The organism is Paenibacillus sp. FSL P2-0173, assembly GCF_038008045.1.
Taxonomy (GTDB): domain Bacteria; phylum Bacillota; class Bacilli; order Paenibacillales; family Paenibacillaceae; genus Paenibacillus; species Paenibacillus polymyxa_B.
Genome location: NZ_JBBOYK010000003.1, coordinates 197,680 through 219,276, shown reverse-complemented (window position 1 = coordinate 219,276; position 21,597 = coordinate 197,680). Strand labels below are relative to the sequence as shown.

Sequence of the window (21,597 nt, the reverse complement as noted above, 5' to 3'; positions counted from 1 at the left end):
AAAGGGCAGTACGCCGTGGAGGTCATTTCTGTATTGCAGAATAACCTGGAAGAGGCTTTGGGAAAATAGGCTTATTCCGGCAACGGAGGATTTTGCAAAATTCAATGAGTGACCTACCAAAAGGCTGAGTACGGCAAGGTGGGCAGCATTGAATTTTGCAAAATCCCGAATATTAAGGAGGTTCTTTGGTGTATCAGAAATGGCAGTATTGGAATACGGCTTCTCGAAAATGGTTATGGATTTTGGTGGCTGTCGGCTTGCTGGCTTCCATTCCGGTCATCGCCGATCGTGTGAAGACAGAATCCTCGAGTAAAAAAGTAGAGATTGTATTCGATTATCGGGATTTGACGGAGGCAGCCTCGTATCAGGCTCACCCGCAGGACTATCTGAATGAGCAACTTGACCGCTTACAGCAAGCGGGTGTGAACAGCATGGCTATGTATGAAAGTACGTTGGATGATTTCCGTAAAGCGGGTCGCGTCGTAACCTATACGACTCAGAACGTTGCCGATATGGAAAAACGGCTTTCACCTGCAAATGAGAATTTTACGTATATTGTTTTCGCTGATAAAGAAAATGCCGAGGCATTAAAGCCGTTAATTTTACGTACGTTTACAAGCCTGGACATCAATGTAAAACCTTGGACTTATCAGGGACAGGAAGGGTTAGTTGTGGAAACATCTCCAGAGGATGCGTATCTCAAGCCCATGCAGCCTGACCCGATTGCGATGAAGCAGCTTCGGAGCAAAGGATTTTTTATTGTTCCACGGATGAGCGACAGTCTTCCTTACAACCAGGAGTTGACGGAAGAGATGCTTGCTTCCTTTCAGCAGAATGGTGTAAAACGCATTTTGTTTGAAGGTGATTCAGTCAAAGGCTTCACTGATAACGAGAAAGAGCATAGCTTGGCGGCATTTGCTAAATTGCTGAACAAATACGATATTGGCCTAGCTGCTATCGAAAACTTAAAAAAACCGCAAGCAGGCTTCAATAAGCTCGCTTACGATATCCACTATAACGTTGTGCGTTTATACTCATTGAGCGATAAAGATTCAACGCTCGATGTGGAAACGTTGGCCGATCGTTTTGCATTGGCTACCAAGGATCGTAATATTCGCATGTTGTATCTGAATACCGCGCCTAGCCGTAGTATTGCTGAAGCCAAGGTGAAGGATTCGGTAGATAACCTAATCCACAGCTTGGACAAGCCGGGTAACGCTGTACAACGGATGGAGAAAAAGGGGTTTGAACTTGGACAGGCTGAACCGTTCCAAGTCGTCGATTCGTCCATTCAGCGCTATCTGAAAATGATTGTCGTACTGGGTGCACTGGCATTCTTCTCCATTATGGTGTCCTATTTCGTCCCGGCATTGACTTTGCTGGCATTTTCACTCGGTTTGGTAGGTTCAGCAGGACTTTATGTTTTGAACTCCAGCTTGATGGAGCAAGGTCTAGCCCTACTCGCGGCGATTAGCGGACCTACGGTTGCAATGATTATCGCCGTGCGTACGATTAGAATTAAACGTGAACAGGGGTCCGAACTTTCTGTAGGTCAGCGTTTGATTCAAACGCTTATACTGTACGTACAGACAGCGATTTTGTCGCTGGCTGCAGTGCCTTTTGTTATTGCTCTGTTGAATAGTATTGCTTACAGCCTTGTGCTGAACCAATTTAGAGGTGTAAGCTTGCTTCACATTCTGCCGATCTTCTTAGCAGCGATATATATTTTCTTTTATCGTGGTGTTTCTATACGGGAGGAAATTTCCAAGCTGCTACGTACGCCGATTACTGTATTGTGGGTGATCGCACTGGCTGTTATCGCAGCCGCAGGCTATTACTATTTGACTCGTACCGGAAATGCGGGTACGGTGTCGAACACGGAGCTGGTTTTCCGGAACTTCCTTGAAAATGCGTTTGGTGTACGTCCGCGCAATAAGGAATTTTTGATGGCTCACCCACTGTTTATTGCAGGGGCGTTCCTGGCTTTGAAATATCGCAAAGCAATCTATTTACTGATTATAGCTGCTATTGGCCAAGCCTCTATGGTGGATACCTTTGCTCACATTCACTCTCCAGCGGCACTGTCGCTTAGTCGCGGGCTGTTAGGATTGGGCTTCGGTCTGGTGCTGGGAATCATCGCAATTGTCGTGTGGCAAGTGCTGGAAGGGTGTTGGAAGAAATGGTCACCACAGCTCAAACGATAATCATCTCGGGTTATTACGGCTTTCGCAATAGTGGAGATGAGGCGGTGCTCAAGTCGATTTTGACAGCTTTAGAGGAGGAGAGTCGTCAGGCGGGGATTACAATCAAGCCTGTTGTTCTGTCTTCTGACCCCGCCTGGACACAGAAAATGTACGGGGTAGAAGCTGTAGAGCGGATGAGTCTGGGGGAAGTTCGTAGAGCGATTAAAAACAGCGATGGGCTAATAAGTGGCGGCGGGAGTTTGCTCCAGGATGCAACAAGCCCTAAAAGCATTCCGTATTATCTGGCGATTCTGAAACTGGCCCAATGGGCTGGAAAGCCGACGTTTGTATATGCTCAGGGCATTGGTCCGGTACAACGGAAGATATTTTATCCTATGATCCGTTCTGTGTTTCAGCGCTGTGAATATGTTTCTGTAAGAGATGAGCAGTCTGCCGCACTGCTGGGTACTATGAAACTGAAGCGCCCGGTTGTCGAAGTTGTTCCTGATCCGGTAATGGGGCTTCCATTGCCCCCGGGTTCCGAGCTGCATAAAGCAGCATTTGAGACTGATATGGATAAACTTCCGATCGTTGGCGTATCTGTACGTTATTGGGATAAGGAACGTCGCGATTTAACGGCTATTGCGGACGGCTTAAAAAGATTAGCTGCTGAGCGCCGTGTACACTTACGCTTTTTACCTTTCCATCTGCCTGATGACGAGCAGGCTTCAAGGATGGTAATGGATTTGTTGGGGGATATTAGGGGGACGGGGAGCCTTGTCAGCATGTGTGATCAAGTCACTGATCCTCAACAGATGCTTTTGGAAGTCAGCCGTTGCAGTTTGATGATCGGGATGCGATTACACAGCTTGATCTATGCAGCATCCCACCAGGTGCCTCCGTTGGGGATATCCTACGATCCTAAAATTGACCATTTCCTCAGCCGTGTCGGTAGCCAGCCTGTAGGCACTACAGAGGCACTGGATGGACAAAAACTGGCTAATAAGTCTATGCGGTTGCTAGATCAGCGAAGTCAATGGATCGAGAGCCAGGAAGCGGCCATTGCTTTGTTAAAAAGTGAGGCTCGCTTACCGGCACAACATATCGTTAATTACTTGTGTCGCAAAGGATGATGGATACAGTGACAGTTGATAAGGTTACGAATGTGCCTACCGTCCCGATATTCGGTGTTCCGGTATCAAGGCTTAATATGAAAGATACATTAAATGTATTAATTCAAGCAGTGGAGTCTCGCCAGCCCCATCAAGTGATCACTGCCAATCCGATTATGGTAATGGCTGCATTGGAAGATCCAGTATACATGAACGTGATGAAACAGGCAGAGTTGATTGTTCCGGATGGGACTGGCGTGGTCTGGGCTGCAAACTATGTAGGACATCCTGTACCTGAGCGGGTAGCGGGCTTTGACTTGTTACATGAATTACTTGCAGCTGGAGAAAACTATCATTGGAAGGTTTATTTACTGGGATCAACATCTGAGGTGATTCAAGCGACCGCAAAGCGGGTACATGAGCTTTATCCCGCAATTACGGTTTGTGGCAAGCGTGATGGTTTTTTTGGACCTAAAGAGGATGAAGCCGTGATTGCAGCCATTCGTGAAGCAAATCCTGATTTGTTGTTTGTAGCACGTGGAGCGGACACGCAGGAACCCTGGATTGGTAAATATAAGGAACAGCTGGGTGTACCGGTGATGATGGGGGTTGGCGGTAGCTTCGATGTTATATCAGGCAGAACCAAACGCGCACCTAAATTGTTTCAAAAGCTACGGGCTGAATGGTTATATAGACTCCTTAAAGAGCCAAGCCGTTACAAAAGAATGCTTGCGCTGCCGAAATTCGCCGCGAAAGTGATGCGCGAAAAAGAAAACGTCACAAAAGTGTGATAAATAGCTTGAATCTGCCTACAAAACCCGCTAATTTGCCAGAATATGAAGCTTGGTATTTATTTTTGATCAGAGTATAATTCAATGCGGTTACATCTGAAAAGGGATTGCTTTAAAATTGGGGGTCGAATGATCAAATGTTATTGATCTATATTATTGGGTTCATCATGGCACTGGGACTTGCGCTGTTACTGACACCGCTCGTCAAGAAATTCGCTGTGAAGGTTGGAGCCGTCGATGTACCGAATGCCCGAAAAGTACATACCCGAATTATGCCGCGTCTTGGCGGACTGGGGATTTTCTTGGCATTTCTGTTGTCCTTATTGGCGGTGTTACCTTTTGTGCCTGACGGAATGCTGTCCTCTCGGGATATTAACTTTATCGCAGCCTTTCTGATTGGTGGTACGCTGATTACACTGATTGGTGCTCTCGATGATCGTTTTGATCTCGATGCAAAATTGAAATTTTTGGCTCAAATTGCCGTTGCGTGTATGGTCGTGTTTGCTTTTGATATTCGTGTAGATTTTGTAAATGTACCTTTTCAGGATGCATACTCATCTTTGGAAAGCTGGATTTCCATTCCGCTTACGATTTTTTGGATCGTAGGTGTAACGAATGCCATCAATTTGATTGACGGTCTGGATGGACTGGCTGCAGGTGTCTCAGGAATTGCGATTGGAACTATCTTTGTGATGTCGGTACTGATGGGCAATTACATGGTAGCTATGCTTTGTCTTGTGCTGCTGGGCAGTATTATCGGATTCTTATTTTTTAACTTTCATCCTGCGAAGATATTCATGGGTGATACAGGGTCATTATTTTTAGGTTTCTCTCTGGCCATGCTATCCATGCTTGGTTTCAAGCAAATTGCTATCGTATCTTTTATTACGCCATTGATTATTATCGGTGTACCTTTGTCAGATACATTCTTTGCTATCATTCGTCGCAAGTTGCAGAAAAAACCGATTTTCTCTCCGGATAAAGGTCATTTGCATCACTGCTTACGCGAACTAGGTTTCAGTCACAGACAGACGGTGTTGATTATCTACGGTATTGCTGCATTTTTCGGTGTATTGGCGGTGATTCAATCGTCTGCTGCGCTTAATGAAGCGAACTGGGTCACCTTTGTCGTGATTTGTATTATGATGTTCTTCCTACAGATCGGTGCAGAGGTTATTGGTCTTGTTGGCAAAACCAAACGCCCAGTTATTAATACACTGATTCGGTTGCTGGCTAAGCCAGATTCCCAAACACGTTCGAAATTATAATTTTAATTTAAAAGTAAGCCTTCAAGCTTGGCGGTATACCGCGGGTTTGAAGGCTTTTTTGATGTTTGCTGTAAAAAAACTCCCTCCTTTTTTGAGAATTTACTAATTTTTTGTATGTTTACTACCGATAAAAAAAGTATTGAATGATTACGTACCCCAAGGTGCGACAGAATCAAAGGAGGACAATGATTTGAAACGATTGCTATCCATGTTGCTGACGGTTGGTCTCATCATTGGCTTGGTGCCGGCGGCCCTGGTAGGTACGGCTCATGCTGCGACGGGAACTTATTTTATTTTTCCAAGTGAAAAATATGATGTGGATTCGGCTAGAATGGTAAACACTGACCGAGTTACAGTTAACGGTACGATTAACGGAGTGAACGGAAGTACTATATCTTATAGTGTATTCCAACTCTCTAAAAATGGAACAAACCTTAACGTGGTTAATAAGAACGAGAGTCAAAAAGGCGGAATTACGGTCAGTGGCTCTACGCTTAAAGTTACAGACATTAAACTGTTTCCTGGTTTGAACCGGATTACATTTCAAAGCAGCCAAAATTCGGCTGATATGAAGGACTCCATTTACATTGAGTATCAAGATGGGCCTAAGCTTTATGATCTATCTGCTACGCTGAATGGTGCAACCGAGCAGTTGCTAGAGAATCAGACAGCAGTGCTGACAGACGCACGCAATAGCGGTACGGATGATGTAAAAGTAGTCATTCAAGGTACGGCTCCTAATGCTGACAGTGTAACGCTCACGTCTGCAAAAAGCAGTAATACGTATACAGTTAACTCTTATACCGCATATAAATTAACAGGTAGTGTGGTACTCAGTCCAGGTAAAAATATAGTGACTATTAAAGTGGGCAACGGGACTCAGGCCCTCACAGTTACACGTGAAATTACGATTTATACGGGTAAACCGGAATTCTCTGATTTGACCTTGAACAAGGATGGGAATGTTTCTGCCGATCTGACCACTTCGCCTGACTTTACTGTATCGTCTACAAGTGGTGTGGTTTTAAAAGGTAACGTTTTGGTACCAGCTGGTGCGACCGATCCAGGAGTGGCCACAATCAATGCACGTTTTACCGATGTGAGTAACAATGGTAGTGCTGTGGGTAGTGCGACTGGGGTTGATGCTACAATTGATACTGCAAATATAGTTACATCAAATGGCTATAAAGTATATCCATTTCAGGTGACTGTACCTTCGGAAGCTGTACTTGATCATTTGACCAGGGCATCCCTGGGCATAACTTATACGGATAGCAGTACACCTCCAGCTCCATCGGCTGTCCAATTTACATTGCGCAGTAGCACTCAGCCGTATATTGATGATGTTAACTATCTTCCTGATTTTAATACTCAATTGTTGAACAGAATTAATGGAAGCGGGTCTGATCAGGCAGCTGCTCTAGATGAAGCTATGAAATTAATAGGTAGCTCTATGAAGAACAAGACTACAGATGCTGCATCTGTACCTGTAGGTATGGAGTTTATCGTTGTTAATGGTGCACCTTCTTCAATTAGTGAGCTTTCCGGAGTAGCGGTTCATACTGTAGGGCAGCCTCAAGATGTAATTCGTACAATTAATGGTAAGTCAACGCAAGTGAAGAAAATTGTTGCTTATGTAGACACTTTGCCTAAAGAAGGACAAAATGTACTGAATTTTTATCTGAATGGTGACTCGACTAAGTTAATTAAAGCAACAGTGAATCTGTTGCAGGGTCCGTTCATGAAATACGATACGATTTATGATGGGCAACAAATTCCGTTGAATACATCCAGCTCAAACTTGAATACCTATAAATTGACTCAGCTGGGCAACTTTAAAGGTAAATTACTTGATGTGAGTAACGCAGCAGATATTCATTACACTGGAAGTAACCGAAATGTATTCCTGTATGTTAATAATGTATTGGTTGATTTGGATGGTTCAGGAGCGGACTTCAAGCTTGCTGCTTCCTCAGAGACAGCCGCAGCCAATGCCTTGGCGAACGGGAATAATGAAATCAAGTTTGTATACAAGCCAGGTATTGAGTATAGCAATACGGTAAAAGTAAACTTTACACAGACGAATATTCCAGTAATTCCTGTTCCGAATACACAAGGGATCATCCCTTTCACACCAGTTAGTGGCTTGAGCAATACGCCGAAATATAGCGAAATTGCTCCGAAATCAAAAGATGCTAATTTCACCAAAGTGGATGACACTAACTACAATACATCTCTGAAAAATATCAATGTATTTGGTACTTTCAGTATTGCTGATTTGGGTAAAGCAGATCAGGTAAATGGTTCGTTAAGTGATATTGCTAATAAAGATCAATATATTTTGGAGATTAAGGGATCGGATGACAGTGAAGTCAATTGGACACTGAGTAACGAGTTTTTCTCAGCAGAAGATGCTAAGACAACATACAATTCCGGTTCTACTACAGATAAATTTACAAATAAAGATTTAAAAGACCTGCTTGTGTACTACCATCCGGACAAAAAGTATTTCAGCTTTGTGTTGAAAAACCAAACTATTTCGCAAGATGGAACACCAGTAGCTTATAACATTACCTTGTACAATAGCGGCAAGAGCGGACCATTTGCTACTTTCCGACTGCAAGTATCAGGTCAATCCACATCTTTTGATATTTTGCGTCCGCTCCCTGAAAAGAGAATCGTGAATCAAAACTTTGTGCAAGTTGTTGTAAACGCAGGTAATGCAGATAGTGTTACGGTAGGTAAAGAAACAGCAGTTCAAGAGGGATTCGACTCTGATTATGATGGTACCATTGATTATCCATCTACTTACAAAGCCATCGTTACAGGTCTAAAAGCCAACAAAGATAATAAAATTGACGTAGTGGTTACTGTAGGTAAAGAAAAATTGAAACAGACCATTACTGTTAAATATGTGCCTACTAATATTCCTGGTGAGCAGTACATGGAAGCGATGAAAACATCGCACAAAGTGTTCGATGGCAATCTTACACTTGCTTTTGCAAAGGGAACGAGTCTGATTCGTCGGGATTACGATCAACCGCAACAGTTCAAAAACCAGGTTTTCTCTGGTCACACTTTGTACTTTGCGATAGCAAATAGCGAAGATGGTGTGGTCGATCGTCATGAATTTGAAACCGAAAAAGCATTGTCGGATATGCAGAGCTTGATTGCAGATGGAAGTAGATACTTTAACAGAGAATTCCCAAATCGTTTTACCAAGTCAAGTCCAGTATTCTGGATTGATCCAGGTACAGCAGATGATATTAAAACAGATGATTACGATCCGGTAACTTATGGTGCCGATCCTTATCAATTGGCTAACAAGTCGCAAAATGACAGTAGCAAGATTAAAAACTTCTACTGGCGTGATCCTTCTAATGAATTAGTACCATCCAAGCGTGCAACATTAACTTTGACGTATGATAACAGTATCGCTCAGGATGCAGGGAAACAAATGACGGTGTTCTATTTTGATTCTGATCTTAAAGATTGGCAGAACATTGGTGGTGTGGTGGATCCGAAAAAACATACCATTAAGGTACCGTTTGATCGTTTCGGTTACTATGTAGTTGCTAAAGTTGGAGAAACGTATAGTGATGTCATTAAGCATAAATACGCCAGAGATTACATCGAAGCCATCTTGGCTAAAGGTGTTATGAACCCAATGGATCCGATTAATAGCTTTGGACCAGACAGCTACATTAAAAGAGGCGAATTTACGTCTATGATCGTCAAAGGTCTGCAAATTCCGCTTAATTTCAGCGGAGCGAAGCATTTTGACGACGTGTCTATTCCAAATACGATATCAGCAGATGCGCTCTATGATTATCGTTATATTGAAACAGCTGCACGTGCCGGTATTGTCAAAGGTTCGCAACCAAGAATCTTTATGCCGGAAGATGTAATTACACGCCAAGATGCAGCAGTCATTATTGCCAAGGCATTGAATTTGAAGCTGGAAACAGATCATGACAAGATCATGAAGAACCTGTCTAAGACCTTTAAAGATGCGGACAAGATCGATTACTATGCGCAAGCATCTATATTGGCTATTGCCAAAAAAGGCTTTATTACGGGTTCACCTGTGGATGCAAGTGATCTGAAAAAAGGATATATGTTTAATCCTACTTCCCTGACCTTGCGCGGAGATGCAGCGATTATTGTAGCTAAAGTTATGGCTGATAAAAAGCTGCTTCCTAAAATCTAATCAACAAAACACCTGAAATTATTAAACATCCCTCCATGCGAAATGGTAATTCCCTTTCATATACATGAGAGGGATGTTTTTTATAAATCAGCTATTTGACTGGGATTAAGGGCCTATGCCATAATATCAATGAGGTAAAAATTGTGGATTAGCCTTACAATGTTTTTGGTTTTGGATTTGGCTTAAACGTCTGTAATTAATTGCTTTTTTTTAAGTATTTATCTCAAAATGTGTTTATTATTTTTCTATATGTTTTTTTTGCACATTTATCTGAAACTTTACGCCTATTTCATCGTAGTAGAGGATGTGTGTGTTTTAATATTACATAGAGAAGTGAGTGGGGAGTGATGAGATGTCTCAGTTTTCAATACGCCGTCCTGTAACAGTATTTATGTTAATTATTGCTTTGTTAATCGGGGGCGGTATTTTTGCGTTAAGACTTCCTGTAGAGCAAATGCCGGATATGAAGCTGCCATTCGCTGCAGTGGTGACTAGTATTCCAAATGCAACGCCTACAGAAGTTGAGGAATTGGTTACTAAACCTATTGAGAAAAGTCTGGCTTCTATTGAGAACGTGGACACAATCATGTCCGAGTCTTCAGAAGGAACATCTATGGTCATGATTCAATTTAACTGGGGAGTAGATATCAATCAAGCAACCCTCGACATGCGAGATAAAGTTGATGGGGTTAAAGGGTCTCTTCCCAAGGCGGCTAATTCGCCGCGTGTCCTTAAGGTGGATCTCAACGCAACGCCGGTTATTACGCTCTCTCTTACAGGAGACCAGGATATTAACAAGTTGAAGCCTATTGCTGAAGATATTATTGAGCCGCGGCTTGAAAGAATTGCGGGAGTAGCTGCAGCCAACATGTCAGGTGGGCAAGCTCGGCTTGTGAAGATTACTGTAGACCAAGCCAAACTTCAAAGCTATGGCATTACGCTAGATCAAATCAGCCAAGCGCTATCGTCTAATAACGTAGCGGGTTCTGCTGGTTCGGTGTACCGAGGTAATACAGAAATCCAACTTCGGGTTCAAGGTGAATACAAAGCTGTTTCAGAAATGGGTGAAACGCCAATTCCAGTAGGGAAGGGAAGCATTAAGCTAAAGGACATCGCGACAGTTGAAGATTCCTTGGATGATGTTACAACCATTTCTACCTATAACGGAAAGCCAAGTATCAATATTTCTGTTACTAAAGCCACAGGGGGGAATACCCTTTCAATCGCCGATTCTGTAAAGGATAGTTTAGATTCGATACGGAAGGAATTGCCTCCGGGAACTCAATTGGAGATGGTAACAGATGCATCCAAACCGATTAGCGACTCCGTACACTCACTAGTAGAGCATGCTATATTGGGACTTATTATCGCAGCTATTGTGTTGCTGTTATTTTTGAATAGTATACGTTCTACCATTATTGCTACTATCGTTATTCCAATTTCCTTCGTAGCTACGTTTATGATGATGTATTTCACCGGACAAACCATTAATATTATTTCACTGAGCGGTTTGCTTCTGGGGTTAGGATCCTTTGTCGATTTTGCGGTTGTTATTATTGAGAATATTTTTAGACAGCGACATGAAGGGAAAAGCATGCTACAAGGGGCTATTGATGGCTCCAAGCAGGTGGGTAATGCCGTTATGGCATCTGCACTTGCGCAGATCGTAGTATTTTTACCAGTTGTTTTTGTTGACGGAATTGCGGGAGTTCTATTTAAACCGTTGGCGTTAACAGTTATTTTCTCTCACATTGCAGCCTTGCTTGTATCCCTTATGATTGTGCCGATGCTGGGATCACGTTGGCTACCTACCGTGCCAGATGAATCCATTTATTCTTCAGGTACTTATAAGGGTGTTAACCCTATCGTGTGGTTTAATATTGGTTTCGAGAAATTTAAGAGTGGGTATCGCCGTATACTGAAGTGGGGAATTAACCATAGAAAATCTGTGTTAATTATTACTTTATTAATGTTTGTGGCAGCTGGGGCTCTAGTTCCTTTCGTTAAGGCTGAATTTATCCCAGCATCCGATACTGGGGAATTCACAATTAATGTGAAACTTCCTAATGGAACGGTCTTGGAAGAAACGGAAAAGGTTGTTCAAGATATAGAAAAAGAAATTTTGAAAGTTCCGGATCTAGATAAAATGACAGTGACTGTTGGTTCTGGTGGCAATTCTGGTTATTCAGGGGCAGCTCCAACCAACTCAGCAGATCTAAGTGTAACACTGAAGGATGGACATCAGGCAACAGATGTTATAGTTGATGGCCTTCGTAAAAAATTTGATAGCATTCCAGATGCAGAGATTACAATGGCGTCTACAACAGGCCTTTCAAGCGGAGCGGCTGTTAATATTAACTTAAAAGGTGACGATATTGACGTCCTGAGAGAACTCTCGGACAATCTCGTTGCGGACGTAAAAAACATACCGGGTACGGTCAATGTGAAAAGTACCTTGAGTGCTGTTCGCGAAGAATATGAGATTACCGTTAATCGTGAACTTGCAAGTCGATATGGCTTATCAGCGACCCAAATCTTATCTGCAGTGAATACTTCTTTTAATGGATCAGTCGCCACAAGCTATCGTACAGGTGAAGATCAGATTGATGTGAAGATATCGTTGCCAGAGAAAAACCGCCATGATTTGTCAAATCTAAAAGCCTTACGGATCACCACTTCGCAAGGTATTGATGTACCTTTGTCTTCCGTAGTAAGTATTGATAAACGGACTGTACCCGATACTGTTACTCGTGAAGACCAAACGCGTCAAGTGCAGATTACAGCTGATATTGATGGAACAGGGGATATTCTTACTATTAATCAAAAAATAGATGCTCTATTGAAGACTACTCACTTCCCAGAGGGCTACAGTGCAGATACGGGTGGCGGCCAAAATGAACAAATGATGGAGTCTTTCATGAACTTAGCGATAGCTATTTTGCTATCTGTCGTGCTCATTTATATGGTTATGGCAGGACAGTTCGAATCGTTGCTCACACCGTTTGTTATTATGTTTTCCGTTCCACCTACGGTAATTGGTGTGCTTATCGGTTTAGCTGTAACCGGGGCGAGTCTCAGCGTTTCAGCTTTGACAGGTTACATCATGCTCGTCGGTTTGGTCGTCAACAATGCCATTGTTATGATTGACTTTATAATTCAGCTCCGAAAAGACGGCCAAGATCGGGATGAAGCTATTATTCATGGAGCGTCTGAGCGGTTGCGTCCGATTTTGATGACCACGCTGGCTACTGTACTAGCTTTGCTCCCAATGGCATTTGCTACAGGCAGTGGTAACGAGACACAAGCACCGATGGCAGTTGTTGTTGTGTTCGGGTTATCCTTCGCAGCTGTTATAACATTGATTCTTATTCCGGTAGTCTACGTCATCATGGATAATATGATAGAAAAACGTAAGAATCGGAAATTAAAAAGACAAGCGAAGAGAGAATTAAAAAAAGAAGCGAAACTACAAAAAAGTGTTCATATATAAGGTGAGGTGGAGAAACATAATGAATAAAAAAAGTGCTCTGATTGCTACAACTTTGCTTTTATCAGTTGCATTAGCGGGTTGCGGTGGGGGGGAGGCCCCTGCCGCACCGACTACGGCGCAGCAAGCCACTCCGGTCCAAGTGGCAAAAGTGACCAAAGGTAGTATTAACGATTCAACAGGTATTATTGGAAGCTTTGCTCCTAAAGAGACGGCTCAGGTGTCTCCGAAAATTAGTGGCAAAATTCAAAGCATTAACCTTACAGTGGGGCAAAAAGTAAATAAGGGCGACACATTGTTTACTATAGACCAAAAGGACTTGCGGGACTCGATTAAGCAATCCCAGGAATCGTACCAGGTTGCCCTGGCCAATTTAAAGCAGGCTGAGTCAGGCGCAGCGCAATCGGTGCAACAGGCAGAGTCCAGCGTGGATCAAGCGAAAAGTGCGCTTGTACAGCAAGACAACACTATCACCCAAGCTCAGACCAGTCTGGTCGATGCTCAGAGTTCCGTGCGTGATGCTCAAAATACGCTCAATCGCAACCAACAGTTGTTTAGTGCGGGCGCTCTATCTCAATCCGAGTTAGAGCAGTCTCAAATAGCGCATAGAAGAGCTTTGACTGCGGTGGAGAATGCACAGATCACACTTCACAATGCGCAAACGTCCAAGGAAAGTGCACAAACAACATATAGCAATGCTCAAAAATCATTACGTCTTGCACAACAGAAAACCGGCATTGACGTAGCTCGTGCTTCTGTCAATCAAGCTAAGTCCAGTTTAGACACAGCACGTAGTCAACTGGTGGATGCTGTAGTCAAAGCTCCGATTTCCGGCACGATATCGGTAGTAACAGGAACCCAGGGGCAAATGGTTAGTGCACAATCCGCGGTTGCTACAATAGCGAATACCAATCCTATTATTGCTAAAGTTAACGTTTCTGAATCTGAGCTTCTTAAGTTGCAGGTGGGTTCATCTGTGACTGTAGGTGTGGACTCCTTAGATAAGCGAATTGAGGCCAGAGTATCGGCCGTCAATCCGGTAATGGATAATGATCTCAAGGCATATCCTGTCGAGATTTCGGTTCCTAATGGTTCAGGTGAATTAAAATCAGGGATGGTTGTAACTGTATACATGAAATCAGAAGCTCCTAAAAACATTTTGGTATCGCAGGATGCCATTACGGAGCAGGCAGGAAAAAAGTATGCTTATGTAGTGGAAGGAACAGTGGCTAAGCGGGTAGAGGTGCAGACAGGCCAGGAAAGTGCCAAACAGATTGAGGTAACCAAGGGGCTTGCTGAAGGACAAAATGTTGTCGTTAAGGGCGTTAGTCTGCTTACGGATGGCGCGAAGATTAATGTAGTGAAGTAATTTGTCTCGGTTATATTTACCGTAAATCACTGTTACTCCGTCATTCCTACTACTTAAAGTGTATTAGAGTATTAGATTTCAAGGGAATCTATAGACTTTATGTGCTTTATATATTCTATGGATAATTCTTAGCGAATATACTCCATTAAAGACCGACTTAAATGTACGAAAATAATCCTTGTACATTTAAGGTTGATAAGGTAAAAGTTGTAGGATGACGGAGGAACAGGTTCAATAGTATAATTATTACTGTGGGAAGCGGAATACATAATCAAAAAAAATAAAAAAATTTTTTTTGAAACAGACGCAACTTTTTGAACCCATGCTACGTCTAATTGGGTGAGTATGAAACAAAGGGGTACAAAAGCGTAAAGACAAAATTCGCTAAAAAAAATCTTTACTGCATTGTTATCACATTGTATAATACTGGAGTACGTCATAAATGGACGCTTTCTTTCAACTAGATTCCAAGCTTCTGTGATATTGTCACAGATATCATTTTATAAGGGTTCTCATAAAGCTCGGAAAGGAGGTGTAACGACTGATGAGTGACAAGATCCGACAAAAAGACAAAAATAATATTTCTGGTTATATTCAAGGAGGAGAAAAAAAGGTTATGACAAAGTTTAACAAAAAAATGATCAACGTGCTGGCAACAGCAACATTGGTTGCTGGTGTTGCAGCTCCAATCGCAGCATTGACTGCACCAACTGCAATCCATGCAGCTTCTAGCTATTCTGCTGTTAATACTCCTAGTATTGGTTCGAGCCAAACTACTAACACTACTCTGGGTAGAGTGAAAGTTAACGTAAGCCAAGCTTCTGTTGGCAAAAATGAATCTTTCACAGTTACATTGCCTAAAGGTTTTGAATTCGCTACTGCTCCTGGTGTTGTCCCTACTGCTATTGATTCTACTTATGGTTTGGGTGTTTACATTGATCCAGGCGATAACAATGATGATGCTGCAGCTCGTGCAGAAACTGGATACGTTCCGGGTGAAGGTTTGACTGTAGAGAAGCTCACTAATAACTCTGCAAGAGTGACTTTCAACTTTACTAACTCTAAAGATAGCGTTGATCTTTACCTGAACTTTGGTAAAATTAATGTTAACGGACCTAGCAATGGACCTGTAAAAGCTACTTTTGATGCAGCTTCTGCAAGTGGTTTCACTAGCGGTGAAGCAACAATTGCAAACGTAGTTTCTTCCGGTCAAGTATCTTTGTCTGCTGCTGATACAGTATCCAGTGAAGAAAACTTTACTGCAACTTTGAAAGTTAAAGAAGAAACAGCTGGTTCTTTGGGTAATAGCAACATTAAGTTGAAATTGCCTAGTGGTTTCAAATGGGATTCCGCTCCTAAAAGCCCAGCCACTATTTTGTTTACTTCTAAGACAGACAAAGCAATTCAACCATCAGATGTGAACTACTCTACTGATGGCGATACGCTTACTTTGTCTTTGAAAAAAGTAAGTGACGACCAAACATCTTTCCAATTGCCTGTAGGATTCTATGTTGATGATGAAAACAGTGCAAAAGAAGGCGACGTTACAGTTAGTATCTCTGGTAATGCAACAACTGATGTTAGCTCCCTCGTAGTTGGTAGCTATGGTCAAATCGGTGGTGGCGTTTCCGTTGCTACTCCATCAACAATTCTTGCTGGTCATGATGAGCAAAAAATTGGTGATGTTACAATTAAAGAAACTGTTGCTGGTTCTTTCGTAAAAGGACGTACTGTAACTTTGCGTCTGCCTGAAGGTGCTCGTTGGCAGTCAACTTTTGAAAGCAATAACCCAGGAAGCAACTTCTCCGGTTCTATGGAGAACACTAACGGTTTGGGTGGAGCAGAGGTTTCCTATACTGACTCTGACAAACGTACTTTGAAATTGACTTTCAACAACGCTAACAGCACAACTGATGCTGGTAGTCTGAAATTGAAAAACGTTGAAGTTGCTACGCAACCAGGTTTCTCTGGCGATCTGAACGTTGATGTTGCTGGTAGCCAAGGTCTGAGCGGTACTGTTAAGGTTGCAACTGTGAAACAAGCAGTTACTCTGGCTGCTGCTTCCAAACCAACCCTGACAATCGGTCTGGGCGACCAACAAGTTGGCGATATCACAATCACTGAAGCTGCTAAAGAAGCTTTCGTTAAGAAAGACGGTAGCCGTGAAGTAATCTTGGAATTGCCAACAGGCGTACGTTTTGCTTCTACTCCAGAAGTAAAAGTTACAGCTGGTGACGTTAAAGTGAAGAGCGTATCTACTGATACTTACGGCGAAAGCAACAAAGGCCGTCTGAGCTTCTACATCGATAGCGAAAGTGCTACTCCAAGTACAATCACAATCTCGGCTCCTAAGCTGACTGTTGACCGTACTGTAGCTCAAGGCGACATCGTTGCTAAGCTGAAAGGTAGCGCAGTTTCTTACACTGCTTACAAAGGCGCAACTGACAACACTCAAAACTGGAAAGACAACAACACTGCAGCTGCTGAAGTAGCAATCGCAACTGTTGGAACTCCAGCTCCAGGTGCTACTAAAACTAAAGCTGTCTTCACACTGGGAAGCACTTCCTACACTGTGAACGGCGAAAGTAAAACTTCTGATGTAGCTGCTTATGCTGAAAACGGACGCACTTACTTGCCAGTACGTTATGCAGCTGAAGCTTTGGGTGTATCCCCACAAAACATCCTGTTTGACAAAGCAACTTCCACAGTTACCCTGATTAAAGGTGACCGCGTTGCTCAAATCAAACTGAACACTAACCTGTTGACTGTTAACGGTTCTGTGATTCGTATGGACGTTAAAGCTGTAACTAACAAAAACCGTACTGTACTGCCTATCTTCTGGGTGAGCAGAGCGTTGGATGCATCCATCAACTATGATGCAACTGCTAAAACAGTAACTGTTGAAAACAACAACTAATTTAAGAGCAACTCTTTTGAGTTAACTGAATTAGATGAGAAGAGGGTTCCTTTTGGAGCCCTTTTCTTTTATTAGTCATATTGACAAAGGAGAGAAATTATGAAACGTTTTGGAGTGGCAGCACTTTCTACATTAGTTCTTTCTTCTGCATTTGCCAATTTTGCAGGAGCTCAAGCAGGTGATATAAAGGTTATTATTAACGGTGTAACTCAGCAATATACCCAGTCCCCAGTTGTTAGCCAAAATACAACCTTGGTGCCTCTCCGTGGTGTTTTTGAAAGCTTGGGTGCGAAAGTCGATTGGGACAGCAAAGCTAAAAAAGTAACTGCTTCTAAAAATGAAGATACATTGGCTTTGAATGTTGGTTCCAAGCTTGCTTATAAGAATAGTGCTCCTGTACAACTCGATGCGGCAACTCAAATTCAAAAGGGTCAAGTACTTGTTCCTCTACGTTTTGTGAGCCAATCATTAGGCGCCAAAGTAAATTGGGATCAAAGTACACGTACAATTACTATTTCAAACCAAGCAGATGGAAGTACAACTGGTGAAGCCAATAGCTTGTCCAGTAAGCCTCTCACAGCTCCTGTGACTCAAGTTACTTATGATACCTACTATAATGATTCTTTGACCTATAAGGATGCAGTTAAACTGGCCGTAGCTGATAGTACTTCAGTTAAAACAGCAGCAACGAATATCGATCAGGCTGGAAAAATCATGAAAGAAGCAGGCAAGGATATTAACTTTGTTCCAGCAGAAGCAGGTGATGAGGCTTCTGATAAAGCTTTCAAAGGTTATGCTCAAACGAACCTTAACTACGAGGCTGCTAAAAAGAACTTGGATATGACCAAAGAAGGTATTGAATATAACGTAAAGGATCTTTATAACAAGCTCCTTCAAAAGCAGAATGCCGTCAAGCTAGCTGCATTGAATATCGAAGATGCGGAGCGCAAGCTAAAAGTCGCACAAATTAAAAGAGATAATCAAATGTCGAGTGATTATGAGGTTACACAAGCAACCAATCAGTTGACTCAAAATCAAGCTGCTTTAGAAAAAGCAAAAAAAGATCTGGATAGTGCTTATGTGTCGTTGAACCAAGTGATTGGCTACAAACCGGAGCAACGTTATGAATTGAAGGATAAGCCTGTCTATTCTGAATTTAAAGATAATGTAGAGACAAAAGTAAGCCAAGTACTTACTAGCAGCACGGCCATTTGGCTGAGCGAGCAAAAAGTGGATTTAGCTGAATTGAGCCTGAAGCTCTACAATTTTAGTACGCCAGGAAACACACCTTACGAAGCTGAGCAACTTAATGTTGAAAAAGCTCAGTATGCAACAGAAGGCACAAAGAGACAACTCGAAGAAGCAGTAAGAACAATCTATAACAACATCAAAGCATTAGAAAGCCAGTACTCACAGATTCAAGCTGGTTTGGTGAGTGCAAGAAGTGCAGCTGATATGGCTAAGAAGCAGTTTGATGTTGGGTTGGCTACAGAGCTTCAGGTTTATGAAGCTAATTTGAAAGTGACTACTGCTGAGCAACAGGCTGAAGATATAGTTACAAATATTGATACTTTGAAGTTGGCTTTTGATAAGCCTTGGGCTATGCAGGGTTCTTCTGGAGCTAGCGCACAATAATTAAAGCTTAACCTATACTTGCTATAACCTGCTGTAGGAGGACTTCATGAAATCACGCTATAAAGTATCGTTGGCTGCTGTTTTACTTGGAGGAGGAATTGTTGCTGGCTCCTTAATGAACAATTCAGTTAATGGTGCCTCCAGTTCTGGACAACCTGGTACAGCTGATGATCCAGTCGTAACCAAAAGCTATGTCGACCAAAAAATTGCTCAGGCAATTAAAGGTGGAGTACCAGCAAGTAACACGAGTAGTAAAACGACTAGTTCGAATGCTCCAGCAACAAATACTACTTCTAACACAACGGCGTCAGGAACTTCTAGTGCAGGAAAAGCTTCCACACCAGAGCAGACAGAGGCTTTAAAGGTTGTTGATGTAAAGCCTGGTCAAAAACTGATTGCCAAAGCAGGCTCGGAATTTATTTTACGTAATGGTTATGCCGTTGTGTATAGTATGGATGCCAGTGGTGCTATTGATATTACTTCTGGAACGGAAATTGTTCATAATCAGGCTGTCCAGAAAAATCATTTATTATCGTTTCCTAGAGAAGGAAGAGGTATTCAAGTAAAAGAAGGTCAGAAGTTTGGTCTGGTCGTTATGGTACGAGGCAGTTATACTATTCAGTAAACTGTTTTGTATATAAGTTGCTTTCGGTGGCTCTTTTTCTTAAATACTGCTTGGGATAGCAAATTGTTCTTGGCTAAGTTGAACCTAATCGCTGCACACTACCCCCATGAAAGACAATACGTTTAGTGGAGGGTGTATACGATGGCATCAAGAGGTCAAAGACGATTAATTCCTGAAAGCCGTGCCAGGTTAGATGATTTGAAGTATGAGATCGCTGCTGAATTTGGGCTGCCTGTTTATAATCCCCAATATGCACATATACAACCTAAGGCTGACAGTGAATTTGCTGCAGAATTGGGGGAGTTTGCGGGGAGCGAAAATGTAGCATGGCGTGATTTAACTTCAAGACAGAACGGTTCAGTTGGTGGTGAAATTACTAAGCGATTGATACAATCTGCTGAACGTAGCTTATCTGAATATGGTACATTGTAAATTGCAATAATTTTTACAGTTTTTGATTATATAGTAGCGTATAAACTGGGGTTATTTACATGTGAATCGAAAATGGTTTGCATGTAAACTTACCTCAATTTCGAAAGTTGTAATTGGGCTGTATGAATTGACACCTTGTTTTAAATAGGATATCATGGCATTTGAGGCTTGTACGCAACCTTTTCCTACCGGAAAAGGTTCATTTTTTATTAATCAGGTGTAACAAGATATCTCCCGCCATTTGTTGGCTTGAAGGTATCTGAATAATACCATTGCCATGTCAGGATTTTTTTATAAATCCTCATGTATTTTAATTGTGGGAGGTTGAAATTCATGTCTGTAAAAGGCCGTCATTTGTTCACGTCCGAGTCTGTAACAGAAGGCCATCCGGATAAAATCTGTGATCAGATATCCGATGCTGTATTGGACGCCTTTCTGGCTAATGACCCTAATGCACGGGTAGCATGTGAAGTATCGGTAGCTACTGGTCTCGTTCTTGTCATTGGTGAAATCAGCTCCAAATCGGAATACGTGGATATTCCATCCATTGTACGTAATACGATTAAGGAAATTGGCTATACACGTGCGAAATACGGTTTCGACTATAATACTTGCGCTGTATTGACTTCTTTGAATGAACAGTCGCCGGACATTGCTCAAGGGGTTAATGCTGCCTTGGAAAGCCGTGATCCTGCTGAAGTAGATAAAGAAACGGAAAACATTGGGGCTGGGGATCAAGGCTTGATGTTTGGTTTTGCTACGAACGAGACACCTGAGTTGATGCCTTTGCCTATCGCTATGTCTCACCGTATTGCACGACGCTTGTCTGAAGTACGTAAGGATGGAACACTGAATTACCTTCGTCCAGACGGTAAAACCCAAGTAACGGTAGAGTATGAAAATGGTAAACCTGTTCGTATTGATGCTATTGTGGTTTCTACGCAGCATGCAGAGGATACTACTTTGGAGCAAATTCAAGCAGACATCAAAGAAAAGGTTATTTTGCCAATTGTCCCTGCCGAATTATTGGATGAGCAAACCAAGTATTACATTAATCCGACAGGACGCTTTGTTATCGGTGGCCCTCAAGGAGATGCAGGTCTGACAGGCCGTAAAATTATTGTGGATACGTATGGTGGTTATGCACGTCATGGCGGGGGAGCATTCTCCGGTAAAGATCCGACCAAAGTGGACCGTTCCGCTGCTTACGCTGCTCGTTATGTAGCGAAAAACCTCGTAGCAGCAGGATTGGCAGACAAAGTGGAAATTCAGCTTGCTTATGCCATCGGTGTAGCTACGCCTGTTTCGATTAACGTCGATACATACGGTACGGGTAAAGTGAGTGATGAGAAGCTGGTTGAATTGATCCGAAATAACTTTGATCTGCGCCCAACAGGCATTATTCGCATGTTGGATCTGCGTCGTCCAATTTATAAGCAAACTGCTGCCTACGGTCACTTTGGCCGTACAGATTTGGATGTACCATGGGAGAGCGTAGATAAAGCTGAAATTCTAAAAGAACAAGCGGGGCTGTAACTCCTCGTATGTTATCAAAATAAAAGTAATAA

The 21,597-nt window shown here is 42.5% G+C and carries 12 protein-coding genes; all 12 read left to right on the top strand.

The genetic code is table 11. The annotated features are described in order from the left end of the window. Positions 1-188 precede the first annotated feature (188 nt). The 12 genes from MKX30_RS17325 to metK all read left to right on the top strand — a co-directional run bounded on the left by MKX30_RS17325 (position 189) and on the right by metK (position 21,565). Positions 189-2,204 (top strand): DUF5693 family protein, encoded by a 2,016-nt coding sequence (locus tag MKX30_RS17325; protein ID WP_025724240.1) that lies wholly within the window; start codon positions 189-191, stop codon positions 2,202-2,204. Beyond that, entirely contained in the window at positions 2,180-3,316 is a 1,137-nt protein-coding gene (gene csaB, locus MKX30_RS17320) for a polysaccharide pyruvyl transferase CsaB (protein ID WP_053326262.1), read from the top strand. Before MKX30_RS17325 ends, csaB begins: the two co-directional genes overlap by 25 nt. Before the next feature lie 8 nt (positions 3,317-3,324). Next, the gene (locus tag MKX30_RS17315) at positions 3,325-4,086 is read left to right on the top strand and encodes a WecB/TagA/CpsF family glycosyltransferase (protein ID WP_081047531.1); all 762 of its coding nucleotides are present in this window, start codon (positions 3,325-3,327) and stop codon (positions 4,084-4,086) included. Between the two features lie 137 nt (positions 4,087-4,223). Beyond that, complete coding sequence (locus MKX30_RS17310) at positions 4,224-5,354, top strand: glycosyltransferase family 4 protein (RefSeq protein ID WP_341063146.1); 1,131 nt, start codon at positions 4,224-4,226, stop codon at positions 5,352-5,354. Between the two features lie 190 nt (positions 5,355-5,544). After that, entirely contained in the window at positions 5,545-9,564 is a 4,020-nt protein-coding gene (locus MKX30_RS17305) for an S-layer homology domain-containing protein (RefSeq protein ID WP_341063145.1), read from the top strand. A gap of 352 nt (positions 9,565-9,916) precedes the next feature. Beyond that, positions 9,917-13,054 carry an efflux RND transporter permease subunit gene (locus MKX30_RS17300; protein WP_023990691.1) on the top strand — a complete coding sequence of 1,046 codons (3,138 nt, stop codon included), beginning with the start codon at positions 9,917-9,919 and terminating at the stop codon, positions 13,052-13,054. 19 nt (positions 13,055-13,073) lie between these two features. Then, on the top strand, positions 13,074-14,420 hold the full coding sequence (locus MKX30_RS17295) for an efflux RND transporter periplasmic adaptor subunit (protein WP_339201053.1): 1,347 nt from the start codon (positions 13,074-13,076) through the stop codon (positions 14,418-14,420). A gap of 544 nt (positions 14,421-14,964) precedes the next feature. Continuing rightward, positions 14,965-17,337, top strand: a complete 2,373-nt coding sequence (locus MKX30_RS17290; protein ID WP_279835463.1) for a copper amine oxidase N-terminal domain-containing protein — start codon at positions 14,965-14,967, stop codon at positions 17,335-17,337. Positions 17,338-17,436: 99 nt separating this feature from the next. Then, positions 17,437-18,972, top strand: a complete 1,536-nt coding sequence (locus tag MKX30_RS17285; protein WP_279835461.1) for a stalk domain-containing protein — start codon at positions 17,437-17,439, stop codon at positions 18,970-18,972. A 46-nt stretch (positions 18,973-19,018) separates the two neighbouring features. Then, on the top strand, positions 19,019-19,597 hold the full coding sequence (locus MKX30_RS17280; RefSeq protein WP_279835459.1) for a hypothetical protein: 579 nt from the start codon (positions 19,019-19,021) through the stop codon (positions 19,595-19,597). Positions 19,598-19,738: 141 nt separating this feature from the next. Next, positions 19,739-20,029 carry an alpha/beta-type small acid-soluble spore protein gene (locus MKX30_RS17275; protein ID WP_023990686.1) on the top strand — a complete coding sequence of 97 codons (291 nt, stop codon included), beginning with the start codon at positions 19,739-19,741 and terminating at the stop codon, positions 20,027-20,029. Positions 20,030-20,362: 333 nt separating this feature from the next. Beyond that, positions 20,363-21,565: a methionine adenosyltransferase gene (gene metK / locus MKX30_RS17270; protein WP_023990685.1), complete on the top strand. Its 1,203-nt coding sequence runs from the start codon at positions 20,363-20,365 to the stop codon at positions 21,563-21,565. Positions 21,566-21,597 lie beyond the last annotated feature (32 nt).